Source organism: Paenibacillus sp. FSL W7-1279 (assembly GCF_037969845.1).
Lineage (GTDB): Bacteria > Bacillota > Bacilli > Paenibacillales > Paenibacillaceae > Paenibacillus_AQ.
This window is the reverse complement of record NZ_CP150215.1, coordinates 1,646,216-1,664,317: the sequence shown is the minus strand read 5'-3', so window position 1 is coordinate 1,664,317 and position 18,102 is coordinate 1,646,216. Positions and strand designations below refer to the sequence as shown.

At 51.2% G+C, this 18,102-nt stretch carries 12 protein-coding genes and 1 riboswitch; of the genes, 1 reads left to right on the top strand and 11 read right to left on the bottom strand.

Annotated elements, in window-relative coordinates; genetic code table 11:
- Positions 1–220 precede the first annotated feature (220 nt).
- Positions 221–1,822, bottom strand: a complete 1,602-nt coding sequence (gene rlmD, locus MKY82_RS07000; protein ID WP_339295803.1) for a 23S rRNA (uracil(1939)-C(5))-methyltransferase RlmD — start codon at positions 1,820–1,822, stop codon at positions 221–223.
- A gap of 230 nt (positions 1,823–2,052) precedes the next feature.
- On the opposite strand from rlmD, the gene MKY82_RS06995 reads away from it, so the two are divergent.
- Positions 2,053–2,826 carry a sporulation protein gene (locus MKY82_RS06995; RefSeq protein WP_339295802.1) on the top strand — a complete coding sequence of 258 codons (774 nt, stop codon included), beginning with the start codon at positions 2,053–2,055 and terminating at the stop codon, positions 2,824–2,826.
- A 77-nt stretch (positions 2,827–2,903) separates the two neighbouring features.
- Here MKY82_RS06995 and MKY82_RS06990 read toward each other — a convergent pair whose 3' ends face one another.
- The 10 genes from MKY82_RS06990 to MKY82_RS06945 all read right to left on the bottom strand — a co-directional run bounded on the left by MKY82_RS06990 (position 2,904) and on the right by MKY82_RS06945 (position 17,659).
- A complete protein-coding gene (locus MKY82_RS06990) occupies positions 2,904–3,578 on the bottom strand; it encodes a GntR family transcriptional regulator (RefSeq protein ID WP_194541333.1) in 675 nt (224 codons plus the stop codon).
- A gap of 121 nt (positions 3,579–3,699) precedes the next feature.
- On the bottom strand, positions 3,700–4,500 hold the full coding sequence (locus MKY82_RS06985; RefSeq protein WP_220686261.1) for a Nif3-like dinuclear metal center hexameric protein: 801 nt from the start codon (positions 4,498–4,500) through the stop codon (positions 3,700–3,702).
- Between the two features lie 110 nt (positions 4,501–4,610).
- Positions 4,611–6,236: an extracellular solute-binding protein gene (locus MKY82_RS06980; protein WP_339295801.1), complete on the bottom strand. Its 1,626-nt coding sequence runs from the start codon at positions 6,234–6,236 to the stop codon at positions 4,611–4,613.
- Between the two features lie 47 nt (positions 6,237–6,283).
- Positions 6,284–7,156: a carbohydrate ABC transporter permease gene (locus MKY82_RS06975; protein WP_339295800.1), complete on the bottom strand. Its 873-nt coding sequence runs from the start codon at positions 7,154–7,156 to the stop codon at positions 6,284–6,286.
- A 13-nt stretch (positions 7,157–7,169) separates the two neighbouring features.
- Positions 7,170–8,135: an ABC transporter permease subunit gene (locus MKY82_RS06970; RefSeq protein WP_071223639.1), complete on the bottom strand. Its 966-nt coding sequence runs from the start codon at positions 8,133–8,135 to the stop codon at positions 7,170–7,172.
- A 542-nt stretch (positions 8,136–8,677) separates the two neighbouring features.
- Positions 8,678–9,679: a hypothetical protein gene (locus tag MKY82_RS06965; RefSeq protein ID WP_339296646.1), complete on the bottom strand. Its 1,002-nt coding sequence runs from the start codon at positions 9,677–9,679 to the stop codon at positions 8,678–8,680.
- Between the two features lie 61 nt (positions 9,680–9,740).
- A complete protein-coding gene (locus MKY82_RS06960; RefSeq protein ID WP_220686264.1) occupies positions 9,741–10,283 on the bottom strand; it encodes a sigma-70 family RNA polymerase sigma factor in 543 nt (180 codons plus the stop codon).
- Between the two features lie 205 nt (positions 10,284–10,488).
- Positions 10,489–11,469 carry a DMT family transporter gene (locus MKY82_RS06955; protein WP_339295799.1) on the bottom strand — a complete coding sequence of 327 codons (981 nt, stop codon included), beginning with the start codon at positions 11,467–11,469 and terminating at the stop codon, positions 10,489–10,491.
- 136 nt (positions 11,470–11,605) lie between these two features.
- Positions 11,606–11,772: riboswitch (FMN riboswitch) on the bottom strand.
- Positions 11,773–12,008: 236 nt separating this feature from the next.
- Complete coding sequence (locus MKY82_RS06950; protein ID WP_339295798.1) at positions 12,009–12,377, bottom strand: hypothetical protein; 369 nt, start codon at positions 12,375–12,377, stop codon at positions 12,009–12,011.
- A gap of 167 nt (positions 12,378–12,544) precedes the next feature.
- Positions 12,545–17,659 carry a choice-of-anchor I family protein gene (locus tag MKY82_RS06945; RefSeq protein ID WP_339295797.1) on the bottom strand — a complete coding sequence of 1,705 codons (5,115 nt, stop codon included), beginning with the start codon at positions 17,657–17,659 and terminating at the stop codon, positions 12,545–12,547.
- Positions 17,660–18,102 lie beyond the last annotated feature (443 nt).

Genomic DNA, 18,102 nt, shown 5'->3' with positions numbered 1-18,102 from the left:
TAAATATGCGAGAAGGCACCTCGTCCCAAGGGAACGAAATGCCTAATTACTTGCTACCATATCATAGAAAATGAGTGTTGTCGACCGAAGCGGACTGGAATTGGTCAATATTCACTACAAACGGTCTTGTTCCATAATCTTGTAATGTGATGTCTCAAGTGTCCTGCTATAACAATGAAAAAAGAGGGGCTCTTTCGCCCCTCTTTGCAATATCTCCGCTTTAATTGTCTTTCCTGATCAACAGCGTTACCGCCTCCACATGGCTTGTCTGCGGGAACATGTCGACCGGCTGCACCCAATCGAGCTCATAACCGCCGTCAAGCAGCACCTTGCAATCTTTCGCCAAGGTCGAGGGATTGCAGGATACGTATACAAACCGCTTCGGCTTGGTGCGGAGCACCGTCTCCAGGAAGCGCGAGTCCAGGCCGGTACGCGGCGGGTCGGCAATGATGACGTCCGGCTTCAAACCCTCCTTGACCCAGCGCGGCAGCAGTTCCTCTGCCTGGCCGACGTGAAAGCTCGCATTAGTCCGCCCGTTTCGCTGCGCATTGGCCTTGGCATCCTCGACGGCTTCGGGGATCGTCTCGATCCCGCGCACCTCCTGGGCATAAGGCGCAAGCCACAGGCCGATCGTGCCCGTTCCGCAGTAGGCGTCGATGACGGTTTCCTTCCCCGTCAATCCGGCTGCCCCCCGGACCGACTCATACAGCTTGACCGTCTGCTGCGGATTCAGCTGGAAGAACGCTCTGGGCGACAGCGAGAATTGCAGGTCACTCAGCGATTCCTGCATGCTCTCGGCTCCCCACAGCGAGATTGTCCGGTCTCCGAAGATGAGTGAGGTTTTCTTCGGATTAATATTGAGTGAAATCCCGCTCACCTCCGGAATGGTAAGGCGCAGCATGCGAACGAGATCATCCTGCCTTGGCAGCTTGCTTCCGGCCGTCACCAGCGTCACCTGAAGCTCCCCGGATTGGAAGCCGTGACGAACCACAATCGTCCGAACGCCGTCCTTGTTCCCATTCTCCTTGTGCATCGGAATCCGCAACTCTTCGAGGACGGATTTGACCTTCTCCACCGCTTCATTCACCTTCGGATGCTGAATCGGGCAGCCGCTAATGTCCACAATCGTATGGCTGTCCGCTTCATAGAGCCCTGCGATCACTTCGTGGCCCTTCCGTTTCAGCTGCAGCTGCGCTTTGTTCCGGTAATTCCATGGGTGCTCCATGCCGAGGATCGGCTTAAACTTCACATCGTCCCGTCCTGCATACCGGCTGAACGCCTCACGCACAATATCCGTCTTAGCCTGCAGCTGTCCCTCATAGGAGATATGCTGAATTTGGCAGCCGCCGCAGATGCCGAATACCGGACAAGGAGGTTCAATCCGGTAAAGCGATCGCTTCTCCACTTCTACCAGCTGTGCCTTGATAAATTTAGGCTGGACCTCTTTCACCTCGGCTTTGACAACTTCGTTCGTGATCGCTCCGTCAATAAACACTGCCTTACGGCGGTAATAACCGACCCCTTCGCCGTTAATGCCAAGCCGTTTGATCGTAACGACAATAATGTCGCCTGCTTGCAGCTCATCTGCGTGCTCACGTCCGGATGAAGGCCGTGGCCCGCGTACTCCTTGCTTATATTTATCGGACGGTTTCGCCTTCGAATACGATGAAGCCGATAACGAATCCTTGTTCTTCCTATGTTCGCGCTTAAAAGCCGGCTTGGCCCCTGTTTGGTTCGCAGCCGCTTTATCACCCGGCTTCTTTCCGTATGCCGTTGATTTGTTATTTTTGGTTCCTTGTCCGGAACGTTGTTGTTCGCTCATGCCTTGAATGCTCCATCCTTAATGGTATCGTGTCCAATATACCATGCCGAACCTGCGAATGCTAACGGGCTGTACTCTTTTTCCTGATTTCATGGCTATTCTTCAGCTTCCAGGGAGTCAATATCTTCACTACGTAAACTGCAAAAAAATATTTTTGCAATTCGGAAACCATAGGCAATCTTCCAGCGTATAATTCCATTATCATACATTCTCTTATGGAGGTATCTTTTATGTCGTTTTTTAACAAAATGCTAGCCAGTGTAGGAATTGGAGCAGCCCAGATCGATACGCATCTCGAAAAATCCTCCTATTATCCAGGTGAAGAAGTACGCGGCGTCATTCACATTAAAGGAGGAAACGTAGAGCAGACGGTCGACCGTATTTACTTGAAAGTGATGACGGAATACACCAGGGAAAGCGACGACAAGAAGTACATAGAATCCTATACCCTTGCCAAAATCAATGTCTCCAGCCGCCTCACGTTAAAGCCTGGCGATCAACAGGAAATACCATTCTCTTTTGCCCTGCCGCTGGAAACGCCGCTCACCATTTCGCGGCAGCCGGTATGGATCCATACCGGCCTTGATATCGACAATGCCATCGATCCGAAGGACCGTGATTTTATCGACGTTGAACCGGACGAAGGCGCATCCGTTGTTTTTGACGCCGTGGAAGAACTTGGCTTCAGCTTCAAAATGGCCACATGTGAATATCACCCGAGATTAGGCCAGGGCGTTCCTTTTGTGCAAGAAATTGAATTTTATCCTGGCTCCTCTTATGCCGGCCATATCAAAGAGCTTGAATTGATTCTGTATCCGGAGCAGGAAGGGATTTCCGTCCTGGTCGAAGTCGACCGCAGAGGCAGAGGGGTATCAGGCTGGCTCCAGCGATCCCTTGATATGGATGAACAGTACTCCTGGGTTACCCTGGATCAACAGGATCTGGAGCAAGGACCATCTCATGTGGCTCAAATTCTTGACGGTGTTATCCGCAGATCGATCTAATGAAAAAAATGGCCCGCAAGGCTGGTCACTTGATCCCAAGTGACTCTCCTGCGGGTCATTATTTTTAATAAAGCTTGTTAAATAAAATAATGCGGATACTTCTCGCGTAAAATATCCTGCTCCACAACGACAAGACGCAGATGGCGCTCCATTACGTTCATGGCCTGCTCCGCTTGTTTATTAACGATCAGTTGATACATTTCCTTATGCTGCGAGATAATATTCTCCCAGTTGGAGTCCTTCGACAGGCGAAGCAGCCGCAAGCGGTTGAAATGAATGTTCAGTTGCTGCAGCATCTTCCAGGTCCGTTCTTTGCCCGTACCCTCAAACAGAATTTGATGGAACTCCTCGTCCAGCTCAAACAGCTTATAGAAATTATGGTTTCCCGCGCATATGTCCTGAAGCGCAATATTGGTTTCCAGACGGAAACGGAACTCTTCGGGGAAAAATTCGCAGGCGAGCGCCACGATTTCCTTCTCGATCTTCTCCCTAATAAACCGGCCTTCCTCAACATGCTTGAGATTAATACGGGATACGATTGTCCCGCTTTGCGGAATAATGTCGAGCAGTTCCTCCTCGGCAAGCTTCATGAACGCTTCCCGGACCGGCGTTCGGCTGACGTTCAATTCATCCGCAATTTCCTTTTCCGAGATTTTCGTACCCGGCTCCAGCTCCAGATGGAATATCCGGTCTTTCAGCAGCTGATAGGAATACTCCCTGGTAGAGCCTTTAATCTTTTGCTCTGTTGACATATGTCGTTACCTCTTTCTCTTATGCTCAAGTGTTCTTTTTGCTTACGTTATAAAATTCGGCTGATCGCATCGCTTTCTATGCGGATGGCTCTTCCGATACCGCTTGAAGTTATTTCTCCCTCTATATTACCTGAATCAAGGGCACGGGCGGTATATAATGTACGGGAATCTGCGGAAAAAGCTCCCGGAGCAGCTTGGCCGCACAGGCCATACCGGGCTCCTCGCTGGCGGCATGACCAAGCAGAAGCATGGACGGGTTCCGGCCTTGAGCCACTGCATCGCCGATATATTCGGGTGTCTCCCATTCCGGGCCTTCGCCGGCGATAAGCAGATCCAGCCGCTCATTCACGCAGAGAGGAATAGCATGCGCACCGCCGCCACGGTAGCCGACGGTTATGCCGATTCTGGAGCATATTCCGCTTCGATTCCCCACATAACGAAGATACGGAAGATTCAGTTTTCTTTTTATATCTTCTGCAATCTCCTGAACTGTCAGTTCTCCGGGCAGTGTGACTAGGGCAGCTGTAGGAAGGTACGTATCGATATAGGGCTCCCAGTCCAGTGCCTGAACCAATCCCTGTGTGATCATATCGGGAACATACCTGTGAGGCGCATCATGAAACCGGTAAATCGCCAGATTGCCGGATTGGATCAGATCTATTTTATCCTGGTGGACAGAACTCGCCTGCATCCCATCCACTCCATCCTCATGGTGGCTGTAAAAGATCCCCTCATGGGTGATCACAAGGTTAGCTCCCGTCTGTACGGCTCTCTGCAAAACCGAAAACGAGGCGGCGAACGTGACGGCGATGCCGTGAACGATGGCATCCGCGCTTCCGGCTACAACCCCGTCCACCGTGGATTCAAGGCGTCCCGCTGGTTCGGTTAATCGGTTGATTACGTCTTGAACGGTCACACTCAATTTAGAACAACCTCCTTGTCGTCAACAGTGCAGGATGGAACATCGCGACCGTCCGAACTTCCAAACAGGCTGCCTTTCCATAAAGAAACGGCAGCCTGTCGATCCGTTGGTTATTGTTGCTCTTTATATTTTTTATAAGTCTTATTCGCAATCTCCAGGTATTGTCCTACGCCCTGGCTATCCAGCTCCTTCACGAACTTGTCGTACTCGGCAAGATCGCGATCGCCCAGAATGAACTTCAGCGTGTTCTGATCCGTGTAGTCCTTCAGCGGCGTGCTCAAAAGCGTCACTCGCTCGCGTTCTTCGACCGAGTACGGAATCGGCGGCTCCGGCTTCACGACGGTTTTTGTTTCGCTCATGCTCTTCTGGAACTGCTGCTCTTCCTCGCTGAACATGGATTGAAGCAGCTCGGTCGTGCCGCCGTACGCAAACACGCCGCCCGAGAAGCCATGCTCGATCCGCAGATCCTTCGTGCCCTTCGGATTCAATCCGTTGTAGTTAATGTCGTCCATCAGCTTGCGCACGCCGCCTTCCTTGGTATACGTTACGCCTTCGACGCCCCACTTCGTAAATTCCTGTCCCTCGTCGCTGTAATAGAGCCAGTCGATAAACTGCAGGATGGCTTTAAAATGCTCGCTCTCTTTCACTTTGGAAGTGATCATCACCCCGTTCTCGAGTCGGCTGCCGGACATCAGCTGGCCTGCCGGGCCGCCGGGAACCGTGATTTTGCTGATCGCATACTTGCCTTCGCCCAGCGTTTTGTCCATATCATTGCGATGCTGGACCACGGTCTGGGAGTTGCCGTTAATGATGAAGGATTTGCCGGTCACGAACTTTTGCACGGCCTGATCGTCATCCTGGGTAAAGCTCTCTTTGTCCAGCAATCCTTCATCCACCAGCTTATGGAAGTAGGCCAACATGTCCTTATATTCATCCGTTGCCGCCGTGTACACAAATTCATCCGTATCTTCCTTATACGTAAGTCCGCTGCCGTAGCCCCATCCGCCTTTGGTTCCGAAGCCCGTAGCCGCGATGTTCAGCGTACTGTTGAATTTGAAGCGGTCGGAGAACGGCGTAACGTCCAGGTACTCCTGCTTCAACTGCTTCATGGCCGTATACAGCTCATCCCAGGTGGTCGGAATTGCGATGTTATGCTTTTCGAATATATCCGTGCGCACGATCAGCGTATAGTCCGGCCACACCGCTTCATGGAGGCCCGGGAGCACATAATATTTTTTGTCCTCCTGGCGAAGCCCTTCCAGTTCGCTTTCCATGTCCCATTTCTCGATCTTGTCCTTGAAATTCGGCATCAGGTCAATGTAATCGCTGATCGGAAGAATCGCACCGGAAGCCACGAACGCGGATTCCTCCCCAGGGTAAGTCTTCGGAATGACCAGCGGCGCATCGCCGGAGCTGATCAGCAGACTGCGCTTTTGGCTGTAATCGCTCATCGGCACGATCGTCGGCTTCAAGGTCACGTTCGTCATTTCTTTTATTTTAGCAAAAAGCATCCAGTCCTGCTTGTAAGGATACGCCGGCTGGTCGCTGTAGAGGATGGACAGATCGAACGGCTCCGTCGCCTTGAACGTATCGCCTACGGCGTAGGTTTCCATGGCGCCCTTATCCTGAATTTCGGCCTCTTTGCCGCCTGTCTTGTCGGTACACGCCGCCAAGATCGCAAACATTAACGATAGCAATAAAGCTTTGCCGGCAAACGATCGATGACTCTTTTTCACTTTCTCATTCCCCCCATGATATCAATAAAATGTCCTTACGGATGTTCCTATTGCTTTACGGAGCCCAGCATGATGCCGGTTACGAAATAACGTTGCACGAACGGATAAATCGTCAATATCGGCAAAATGGTTAGCACCATGGTCACCGATTTGATATTGGCGGATATCTGCGTCAGGTTATCGGCCGAGGTAGCACCGGCGGAGGTCACGCCCGTTGCGCCCGCTATCATGTTGCGCAAATAGATCGTAACCGGGAAGAGCTCCTTCTGATCCAGGTACAGGAAAGCCGGAAACCAGGAGTTCCAGTGCCCGACGGCATAGAAGAGAACCATGGTCGCGATGACCGCTTTGCTTAAAGGAAGCACGATTCGGAACAGCATGCCGTACGTGTTCAAGCCGTCAATGGCCGCGGCTTCCTCCAGCTCATCCGGCATATTTTCAAAAAAGGATTTCATGATGAGCATGTTATATATGCTGATGGCTCCCGGGATTACGATGGCCCAGATCGAGTTGCTGAAGCCCAGGCTGTTAATGAGCACATAGTTCGGGATCAGCCCCCCGTTGAAGAACATCGTGAACACGGCAAACATCGTCAGGAACTTGCGTCCTACCAGCCTTTTCTTGGACAGGGCGTAAGCAAAAATCGTCGTTAAGAACATCGATATCGCGGTGCCGACCACGCTGTACACGACGGTGTTTTTGTAATTCGTCCAGAACATGGCGTCATTGGTGACGGTTTTGTAGGTATCGAGATTGAAGCCCCTCGGAATCAGGTTCACCTTCCCTGAATTGATGTACGACTCGCCGCTGAAGGATTGAGCGACCACGTTCAGGAAGGGATACAGCGTGATGAAGACAACGAACAGCAGAATGATGGCATTGCACACTTTGAACACCTTATAGGATCTTGACTCCTTCATAACCGCTCCCTCCTTACCATAAGCTTCGATCCGTCAGTCTTCGCGAGATCGCATTCACGGAGAATACCAATATAAGTCCGATTATGGATTCGAACAGTCCAATGGCCGTGGCATAACTGAAGTTGTTCGATACGAGACCGACCCGATACAGGTACGTCGAGATCACATCGGCCGTCTCATATATAACCGGATTGTACAGCAGCAATATTTTCTCGAACCCTACCGCCAGGAATGCCCCCATGTTCAGGATCAGCAGCGTCACAATCGTCGGCAGGATGCCCGGAATCGTGACAAACAGCGTTTGCTTCCAGCGGTTGGCCCCGTCGATCCTTGCCGCCTCGTACAGCGATTCATCAATCGTCGTTAATGCGGCCAGATACAGGATCGCGCCCCAGCCCATGCCCTGCCAGATTTCCGACGAGATATAGATCGCCCGGAACCACTCGGCCCGCTGCATGAAATTGATTCGTTCCCCGTTAAAGAACTCCACGAGCGAGTTAACGGAGCCGTTGACCGACGTCAATTGCAGGATCATCCCGGCAACGATGACGATGGACAGAAAGTGCGGGAGATAAGAAGCCGTCTGAACGAATTTCTTGAATCGCCTGCTCTTCACCTCATTCAGCAGCAGCGCAAAGATGATGGGTACCGGAAACGTAAAGAGCAGGGATAGCGCACCGAGCAGCAGGGTATTCTTGAATACGTTCCAGAACGCCGGGTCATGGATAAACATGTTGAAATAGTGCAGTCCTACCCATTTCTCCCCATAGATGCTTCCTCCGGGCATAAATCGCCTGAATGCGATCACGTTGCCAATCATCGGTCCATATTTAAAAATGAGCAGGTACATGACCGGCAAAATCAATAGGGAATACAGCTGCCAATCCTTCCGGACCAGGGCAGCGACGGTTTTAAGTTTGGATGGCTTCTTGGCCGCTTTCACGGCTGGCAAGGAATGATGCGCAACTTTTGGCTCCATCGACGTAATTCACTCCAATCCGTATGGCCTCTTCTCATACCTCTTTCGTCATGGAATATGGCCGTGTTTCATGATCCAGCTCCATTCAGTACTCACGAAGAAATCGCTTTCAATTATTGTGGCTATAAGCAGGTTGCAGCGTTACGGCAGGTAATATCCTCCCTTATATTGATCCCCCCTTCAATATTAAGCGCTTACAATATTGGTTTTACCAATAGACTTCCGTATCTTGAACGTTATACCGACAAAGTGACCCAGCTGCCTCTCCCACCTATGTTGAGAGTCGCGTTTAACCATACTAGTATAACTAGTATGGTAGTTAGTTTCATTTTAATGGACGTTTTCTCCAATTTCAATACATTTTTTTCTCATGAATCATATTTCGGTCCGAAGCCTCAAAAAAACCGTAAGCGTATTTAGGCTATGGCCTGATGCGCTTACGGCTTTCGGATTCCATTCCTGCTGAGGTGTTGATCAAGTAAAAGGGCAGAAGTCATCACTTCTGCCCCTTGAGATTCCTCCTGCCACCTATATATCTATATTTACTTCAGCTTCGTCACGTTGCCGTCAATGCTGATGCTTTTGATGTCCACATCCCCCAGAAAAACGAGGTTGTTCTTGCTGTCCAAATTATACAGCCACTGAAACCCGCTCTTTGTGGTACTTGTCGAACTGGCATGAAGCATCAGTTCTGATCCGTCAACGGCGATAACCTTAACCTCCGGCGTATACTCCGGCAGTTTATCCAGCTCACCATCGGTACGCTTGCCTTCGATAGCTACACCGATGGAAGAGACACTAATAGCACTGAGAGACAGTGCCTCCTCACCCTCATCGATCGCCAGATTCAGACTCTGCTCTCTCTGCTTCCCGGGAGAAATGGTGAATTGAACATCCCAAGGGCCTTCAACGGCTTGGGTGTTGTCCGCTGACGTGATTCGATCGGCTGTGATCCGTGCCTTAAGCCCGTCGAGGTCATTCATCGCATCCATCTCAAATACGCCGACAAGCTTTTTGTTATCCTCAAGAAGCTGCTGCCCCACCATATAACTCACATCATGTTCCGTTTTCAGTTCAAGTAGGGGGATCGAAACACCCTCGGGGAATGGCGTGCCATCCTCTTTCATGAAGCTGACCACCAAATAACCGCTGTTGCCGACATAAACCCCTTCTTCCACATTCATGGTTACCCCGGACGCGGTATCTGTCCCTTGTATAGGTGATCGTTCGTCTTCCGCAATGGACGCGGATTGACCGAAGAACTGCTTCAAGCTATCCATGTATTGGCTCGCAAATGCGGTCGTGCTAAGTATCATAATCATCGCGGCAGCGATAACGATACTGGCTTTATATTTTTTCACTTTCCTGTTTTTAAACATCATCGTTTCCTCCTCTTGAATACGGTTCATCGCTCGATTCTTGATGCGTTCCATACTGATTTGCTGTGTCAACTCGCGTTCCTCTTCCTCCGTAAGGAGAAGATTCTCCAGCTCCTGATTGTCGATATTGGCCATGATATCTACAATTCGCCGCTTCACTTGCATCCATCCCCTTTCGCTATCGATTCGAAGCTTCACTCCTATAGACACGGTCCTTATAGAAATCCTACGGATTCTCGGTTTCATAATGAATGCGCAGTTTGTCCTTTGCCCGGCGGATCCGGGCCGTGACGGCTTTCTCCTGCATATTCAGCCTGCTTGCAATATCTCGGACTTTCTCCAAATAGAAGTACCTGCGGATGAAGATTTCGCGATCCGGTTCCCCCATATCCTGGACCATGCCGCTAATCGCTTCCTTCTCCTGCCGCAGAATAGCCAATGCCTCTGCAGAAGGACAAGAAACCGCATCATCTTCCAATTCGGATTCAATGACCCGCTGTCTTTTTCGCAAAACATTCAAGGTATGATTACGCGCGGCTATGGCCAGATAAGGCTTGAGGCTATCTCCGCGCAGCATGATTTTGGGCCCGTCTGTCCACAGCTTGACCAGCACGTCCCCGGTGATTTCCTCCACATCGTAGGAATTAAACCGTCCACCGGCCACTTTAGCGACCACCGCGGCTATGTAGCGTGAATAGCGGTCAACCAATGTTTCAAAACATTGCGGATCTTTCTGCGCAAGCCCGTCCAACAATGTCCGATCCTCCATGGATCCTCCCCCCTTTATAACCATCTCATTTGGTTGAACCAAGCCATAGATCCGGTGCTACTATATAAGACACCTTTAATTCCGGAAACCCTACATATCTTTCAAAAAAATGATCCTTTCGCCAGGCAAACTTACTGGAACAGTTTTGTGTAACGGCAAAAAAGCCGACCCCATCCGGATCGGCTTTTTCTACAAACGTATGATTTTATTGCAATTGCGGGGAAGCTTCGGATTGCTGTCTGGAAATAATAAACAGTACGACCCAGATCAGCAGGAATCCCAGAAGCTGAGGACCTGTCACGATCTGCTGGAATACGATCCAGTTGATGAGCACGCCCACCATGGGAAAACTCAATTCCGCGAGTGTTGCCACGGAGGCTTTGGTCGTGGTTAATCCTTTATAATAAACCAGCAAGCTCAGGAGACCCGGCAGTAATGCCTGACCGATCAGGTTCAGCGATACCAAGGCAAAGGCCCCGGTATTCCAGGCCGGCATATTCCATGCTGCACCCTCGCTCCACGTGATGACGGTCAGGAGCGGCAGGGCAAGCACGAAGCGCAGCGAGGTTACCGTCTCGTATTTCAGTTTGCCTACCATCAGGCGCCCCATGACGGTTGAACCGCCCCACAGCGCTGCTGCGCCTAAGGACAAGAGACTGCCAACTTGAATAAACTCATTCCAATGGCCAATCGGCAAGGTTAAACCGAAGGTCAGTAAATACGTGCCCGCCAACGCGATGATGAGCAGTATGCCGAAATGGCGCGGAAGCTTCTCTTTCAGAAGCAGGCTGGCCAGAATGATGGCAAACAGCGGCTGCAGCTTCTGAAGCAGCAGGACGGCATTCAGATTGCCGCTCGACAGCCCCATCGTGAACAATACGGTAGCCAATGCCGAGCCGCCCCAGGATATAAACAGCAGAGCACCTACATGATTCCAGCCAAGGCCTTTTAGTTCCTCCCGGTTCTTCCACAATACAGGAATTGCAATCAGGGAAATAATGATATGTTCAAGCAAAACGATCTGTGCCGAAGTCAGATTCTTAAGCAGAATGACCCGGAATAAGGGGTCTACGCCCCACAGGGCGGCTCCCAAAACGACGAGCCAGAACCCTCCCTTAAAACGTCGACTTGCCTGTGTGTCGGAACCATAGGGTCTCACCTTGACTCCAGTATTAATATTACTCATCTTGCCCTCTCCTGTCTTGAATACGGAGGTCTTACTAGCAGAAAGCCCCCGTCATCGACATATGTCGACGTAAACGGGGGCTGATCAAATAAGCCTGCGCCCGAATGGAAAATTTCGCATCCACGGCAAACTCATCTTTGATCTTCTCCCATCCGGACTTTACCGTCGGCCTTGGAATTGCACCAAGTCAGTCGCTGCGATCAGATTCACACCAGAACGCAGCGAGTCGCGGGCTGAGTTTCGTTCACGCCGGAACGAAGCATCACCGCCGGTTAGGAATTTCACCTTACCCCGAAGATCCATATTCATGTTTTATTTTGTAATGCATTCACACTCACTAATTAACCGATAATTCCTATGAGCTTAGTTGATATATTGAAATTATAACATGAATTCTTTCATGTAAATACATCTATTTTCAAAATAAGTGAAATTAGACTTGAATACAATGAAAAATCTCACGTTCAACCAAGACTTACTGAGAATTATACAGCAAGTATCGATTTGTTACCAGTATGATTTTTTGGTATTTATTCATTTTAGGTAATATCGAATATCTTGTAGCTGGAACGGGTACCGACCGCACCAGCCTGAAGACATAACAGATCGAGAGCGTCCTTGGTATTATGACTCATTCCGCCTGTTTGAGGCAACGACATCGATAGATCTGTTGAACTGGCGGCGGATTCACTCTCGTACTGCTTCGTCTCGCTTAACAGCATTTTGCTCCCATCCGGTTGAACCATATACTGACGCAAATAACCGTTTTCCCTTACGGTTACCAGCTTTCCCTTATTCTCTTCTTCCTCCTTGCTCTTCTGGAGCAGCTGTTCAAATCCGCCTTGGGCTGATTCGGCGTCCATCCGTTTCACCTGACTCCAGTATGTATATGCAGACGCAATGCGCATGAAGCCACATCCTTATCCCATCGTTAATCTAACACTTACGGATATTATCGGATACCAGCGCACTTCTCTTTAACCGCTCGCAATTTACATTGTTATAAAAAAAATGTCCTTAAGGTTTCAGCAACCTTAAGGACGGTCTTATAATTTCTAATGGATTCCTGCTTCGCTTAGTTCATAAAGTTCAATGCTGCCAAAGTACGTTTCAGAACAAGTGCCGCTTGCGCACGGGTAACCGAATCGAGTGCACCGAAATGACCATGGTTGTCACCCCGCAGGATGCCTTGCTCCGTAAGACTGGCAATATGGGCAGCCGCCCAAGCAGGGATGGATGCCTGATCTTTGAATTCAATACTGGCATTCGCACTCTGGTTCGGCAGGTCTGTCGGATCCACCGCCTCCATGGCCCTGGTGATCATTACGGCCATTTCCGCTCGAGTCATGCTGGCATTGGGCAAGAAGGCACCGCCAGTGCCGCCCTCGATCAAGCCGTAACGCAACGCTGCGCCGATCTCGCCGGCATACGCGGAGGCATCCTGAACATCCTTGAATGCTCCGCTCTCGATGACCGGACTAAGTCCCATCGCGCGGACCAGCATTGCCGTAAACTCTGCTCTCGTGATTACTTTGCCCGGCGCGTACGAGTTAGCGTTAACTCCGTTCACGAGCAGCTTGGAAGCCATGGATTCGATTTCCGCTTTCGCCCAGTGGCCGTTTAGATCGGCAAAGCTTTTCTTATACTGCAGCAGTGCGTAAATGCCGTTTCCGGCATGCTTCACTTCGATGGCCGGTTTACCATTCCACGTCGTCGCTGTGGCCGGTACAAATCGGAAGCTTCCCGCATCTGCGTCAAAAATTACAGCAGTGACCGAATTCGAAGCTGTCCCTGCCGGCAGCGGCAGGATGCGGCTGATTACGCGCTTCCCGAAATCCTTTCGTTCTTGCTCTGCGCCTGGTGCTCCAACCGCTACGCCAAACTGAAGCGCTCCGTTCGCAGCCATCGAGGCACCCATGGAAGCTGCCTTGCTTATCATAGCATCCGTTACCTTGCTGGCTGCCGGAGCCACGGATACCTTCACTTGGATGCTGCCAGAGCCTTGAGCCGGCTTCAGAACCTCATCCAAATGTAGAGCCGTCACTGGAAGACGGAAGGCTCCAAGTGCGGTCTCCAGCACCAGGGTCACATTCGAATTCCGTTCCATGGCGAGCTTCAGACCTGCTGCCGAAAGGGATAACTCGGCTGCACGGTTCAACTCCGGAGCCCGAATAATGAGTTCCTGCTGCCCGTTCGCAGACAATCCGGCAACTGCCTTCTTCCACGCCTCTTCCTTCACCGTAATGCGGTCCACTGCTCCGCCTGCATCAGTTATATTCAGATCCTTGCCTGCCATTACGTTTGGCAATGATGTGTTTTTGCCAGAGGAAGGAGGATTAGGCTGTGATACCGGCGGTGTTACGGAACCGCCTCCCGACCCGCCTGATCCAGATCCAGGAGAAGAGCCGTCGCCCGGATTCGCCGGTTTCTTCTGCTCCGTAATTCTCCCCTCGACCTTAGGCGTAACCTTACCGCCCAGCTTGTTCACATATTCCATAAAAATTTCATAATCCGGGTAACCCAGATCCTCGTTGTATTTTCCTTCGGCAATCGCATCGGCAAAGGATTTATATCCATCCCCGCCCTTGGCTACAAAGCTGTTCGTTGCCATCCGGTATGTCTCGGTCAATACCAGAGGTTTGTAGCTTCCGTCCTTCATGATCTGTACGTCGAACACTTTATCGCCTGCCGGAGCGCTAGGATCCCATTTGAATTTCATCCCGGCGATTTGCGGGAACTTCCCTGGCAGATCCGCCAGTTTGGCACCGCTTATTCCGTTTTCCAATCCGTCTTTCAGCTGCTGTCCCGTGACATCCATGACAAACAGCGTATTCCCGAATGGCATCACTGTTCTCAGCTCGCCCATCGTGATTTCGCCCTCATCGATCGCGGCGCGAATACCTCCACCATTGGTGAGGGCAATATCAGCATTCTTAAGCTCTTTGGCTTTAGCCAGCATGCCATCCGCAATCAGATTGCCGAGATTCGTCTCCTTGGAGCGGACATTCTCGCGTTTGCCATCAAGTACGACGCCTGCAGTACCGATAACCTGCTTCATCAGTTCTTCCAATTCCGCTTTGTAAGGAGCCAGCATATCCTTGGCCTGCGTGTCTTCCTGGACCGTACTGTCTACCGGAATCAGCTTGCCGTCGAGTTCGCCGTCGCCAACGAGAACAACGCCGTTTTTGTCAAACTGCAGGTCTACCCGGCCGAGGAACTTGCCCCATTCATTCGCCTGCACGATGACGGTTGGTGTACCGTGTTGATTGTCCGTCACCACTTCCGGTGCATTGAGCGTTGTATGGGTATGGCCTCCGACAATGAGGTCGATGCCTTCGACGGCCTCGGCCAGCGCCTGATCTTTAGCGTAACCCAGGTGAGACAAGGCGATGATCTTATCAAGCCCGTCCTTCTCCATCGCTTCAACCGTTGCCTGGGCCGAAGTCACCGCATCGCGGAAGACTACGTCTTTTCCTGGGCTGGACGTCTCGGCCGTATCCTCGGTCGTTAGGCCGAATACCCCGACCTTTTGGCCGTCAACCAGCAATGTCACGTATGGATATACCCCGTTATTTGCCGTCGTCTTTGGCTGATCGGTATCGATCACCGCCGGCTTACGAATCAGGTGCGAGATGTTAGCATCCTGACTAAGATCCACATTCGCGCTGACAAGCGGGAATTGCGCCTTACTCACGAAATCTGCAAGCGTCTTGGTGCCTTGATCGAATTCGTGGTTACCGAACGTCATCGCGTCATAACCCATATAGTTCATGAAGGCCAGATCCGCCAGCCCAAACCATTTGGTGAAATATAGATCGCCGGAGAATACATCCCCTGCATCCAGCAGCAGGCTGTTCCCGCCTTCGCTGCGGACCTCCTGAACCAGCGTAGCCCGTCTGGCCACTTCCGCCAGATGCGCATGGGTATCGTTGGTATGCATCACCGTTAACTTCCACGGTTCTCCATCCACTGAACCGTCCGTTACCTTAACCGGCACTACCGCTGATCCGTAGCCATCCTTGCTCAGGACGGTAATCACCGCTTCCCCTGCGGAGATCGGCGTGACCAGGCCGTTCTGGTCTACCGCAGCCACCATTTCGTTGGAGGAACTCCAAGCCAACTCGGTTGAACCGCCTTGGATCGGCTCCACGCTCGCCTGCAATAGTTCCGGTGTGCCGCCTGGACTCAGCTTAAGCGATGTCTTGTCCAGCGTAATCTTGGTTACCTGGAGCTCCAGCAGGGCCACCGTTCCACTGACCTCATTAGCGACCAGCAGCAGCGGCCGTCCTGTCTTGCTGTCCGCGGCCGGAATAAAGTCCAGTCCCTCCGGGCCGGAATCCGACTCTATCCCGCCGTTAAAATCCCGTGTGTTGATATAGTTCAGAAACGCAGGATCGGATGGATTCGTGACATCATACGTCATAACCCCGCCAATGCGCTCAAGTCCGACAAAAGCCAGCGTTTTCTGTCCGACCTTACCCACGGCAACATATTCCGGCTCAGGTCCTTTCTTGGCGCTGCGGCTGTCCAGATCGGTTTTATCATTGCTGGCATTGAAATGATTCGGCAAGCGCTCGGCCGTAATCTTCTCAAAATCACTGCCGCTGTCGTACACCTGGGACATGTCGGCTGCATTCCAGATGGAGAATGAACGACCTCCATACAGATATAGCCCTTCAGTGCCCATATCGCTGGCAACTTCAACCTTGTCATAGGTGGTTCCCTTGTCAGCCAAAAATTGAGCTGCCGGAGATAACGGATCCAGACTAGGCTTCATTTTGCCAATGTTGCTTTCATTGCTTCGGTCATCCCAGCCGGTAGCATCCCCTTCGTTCGCAGACAGGATATACTGCTGTCCGTTCACGCTGTAGGTCGCAATTCCGTCCGGCATATACATGCCGTAAAAAGGAACGTTCTCAAACTTGATTTGTCCATCCTTCAGGAGGTCGAGTTGGTTCTCTGGCTGATTGAAATCTTTATACCCGAGCCCTTTGACCGATTGGATACGCTTCGCGGCGATATCGACCACGGCGATTGCATTATTCTCCTGCAAGGCGACATAAGCCGTGAGCTCATCCTCGGACAACGAGATGTACTCGGGTTCCAGATCACGAATCGCTTCAGCTTTGGTTCCGGTGCTGCGAATTTGCCCGTCCGCTTCCACAGGTCCGCGAATATGCACCTGATCGTCAATGATCGACGGGTCATCAAATTTCAGATGACTTGCTTCGCCTGATAAGGTGTCAATAATCGTAATGCTTCCTTCCGGATCAGGAGCGGTCTCCGTACGTGGCTCGCCTTCATCCGCCGTCAGGATATAACGGCCATCGGACGTATACTTGACCATGTCCGGCTGGATGCCGGTTTCAAAAGATCCGATCAAACCGCCGTCATAGTCGAGCACCAGGACCTTGCCGGCTTTCGTATGATCCTGCTCCTGTACAGCGACCACAACCTGCTTCGTCTTGGTGTTGATATCCACGCTGGTCAGGTCCCCATACAGAAAACCGTCTGTGCTTGCCAAGTCTTCCACATTAATCTGCTTGTCCTTCAGCAAGCTGCCGTCAGCGCCAAGAGACACGATATCGAGACTTGCCGGCTGGGTTGAACCATTGACTAGATAGAGCTTTCCATTATCTTTGTTGTATTTTACAATTTCCGCCACGCCGCCATCCTTATTGGAGGTACCTACCGAATAATGACCGATCATCCTCATGGCCAGCTTGTCAGCCACCGGATCTGGGCGTTTCCCCAATACTTGCAATTTCACAAGCGACTGAGCGGTCGCAGGTACGGGTGCGCTATCCTGCACCGTTACCTCAACCGTATATTCGCCCTCTTGACCAGCAGCAGGCGTACCCGTAATGAATCCTGTATCGGGCGTAATGTCAAAGCCTGCCGGCAGACCCGTCGCCGAGAAGGTATAGGGCGCTTGTCCACCATACACATCAACGGTCACCGTGTATGCCTCTTCTGCATGCGCATCCGGAAAGATCTTATCGGTAATGCCGAAATCAACGGCAGCGATATCGATAGCTGCATCTTGGGATGCTGTTTCCGCGCTGGCCGTCTGGAGTATCTCCTGTCCCTCTTCAGCCATCACGGTGCCTGCCGAAAATAAAGAGGCTATCGTGATTTCCGCCGCCATCAACAGCGAGACTACTTTCATGCTTTTATGCTTCAACTCCATATCCCCTCTTCTATCCTTATTTAATTCCAAGTGTAAGGAAGAAGTGTTAACGCATGCTCAATAAAGGTGGCGGATTGTGTAAAAAGGACGATAGACAGCAAAAAAGCCGCGACATCCATGCCGGGCTTCTGCAAGCGGCAGCTGTGTCCGAGCTAACTGCCGCTTGAAATTACCTTCATATCTATTGTGATACTTCCCTTATCAGAACGAGTACCCGCATACTCATCGCCATTAATCAATGATTCCAAAATGCCTCATCGTAGCAATCGTTATCAATATACACCAACGTATGAACAGGATGGCCCACATGATCAGAGAACCCTGAATCAAACGCTCAACTATCCATTCCAGTTTTTTATTTGAGCTATGCCTGCGCCTCTGCTTAAATAACCATGCCGCGAATCCCTTGGAAATATTCCTGAAAGTCGTCTTCCGCTCTATGT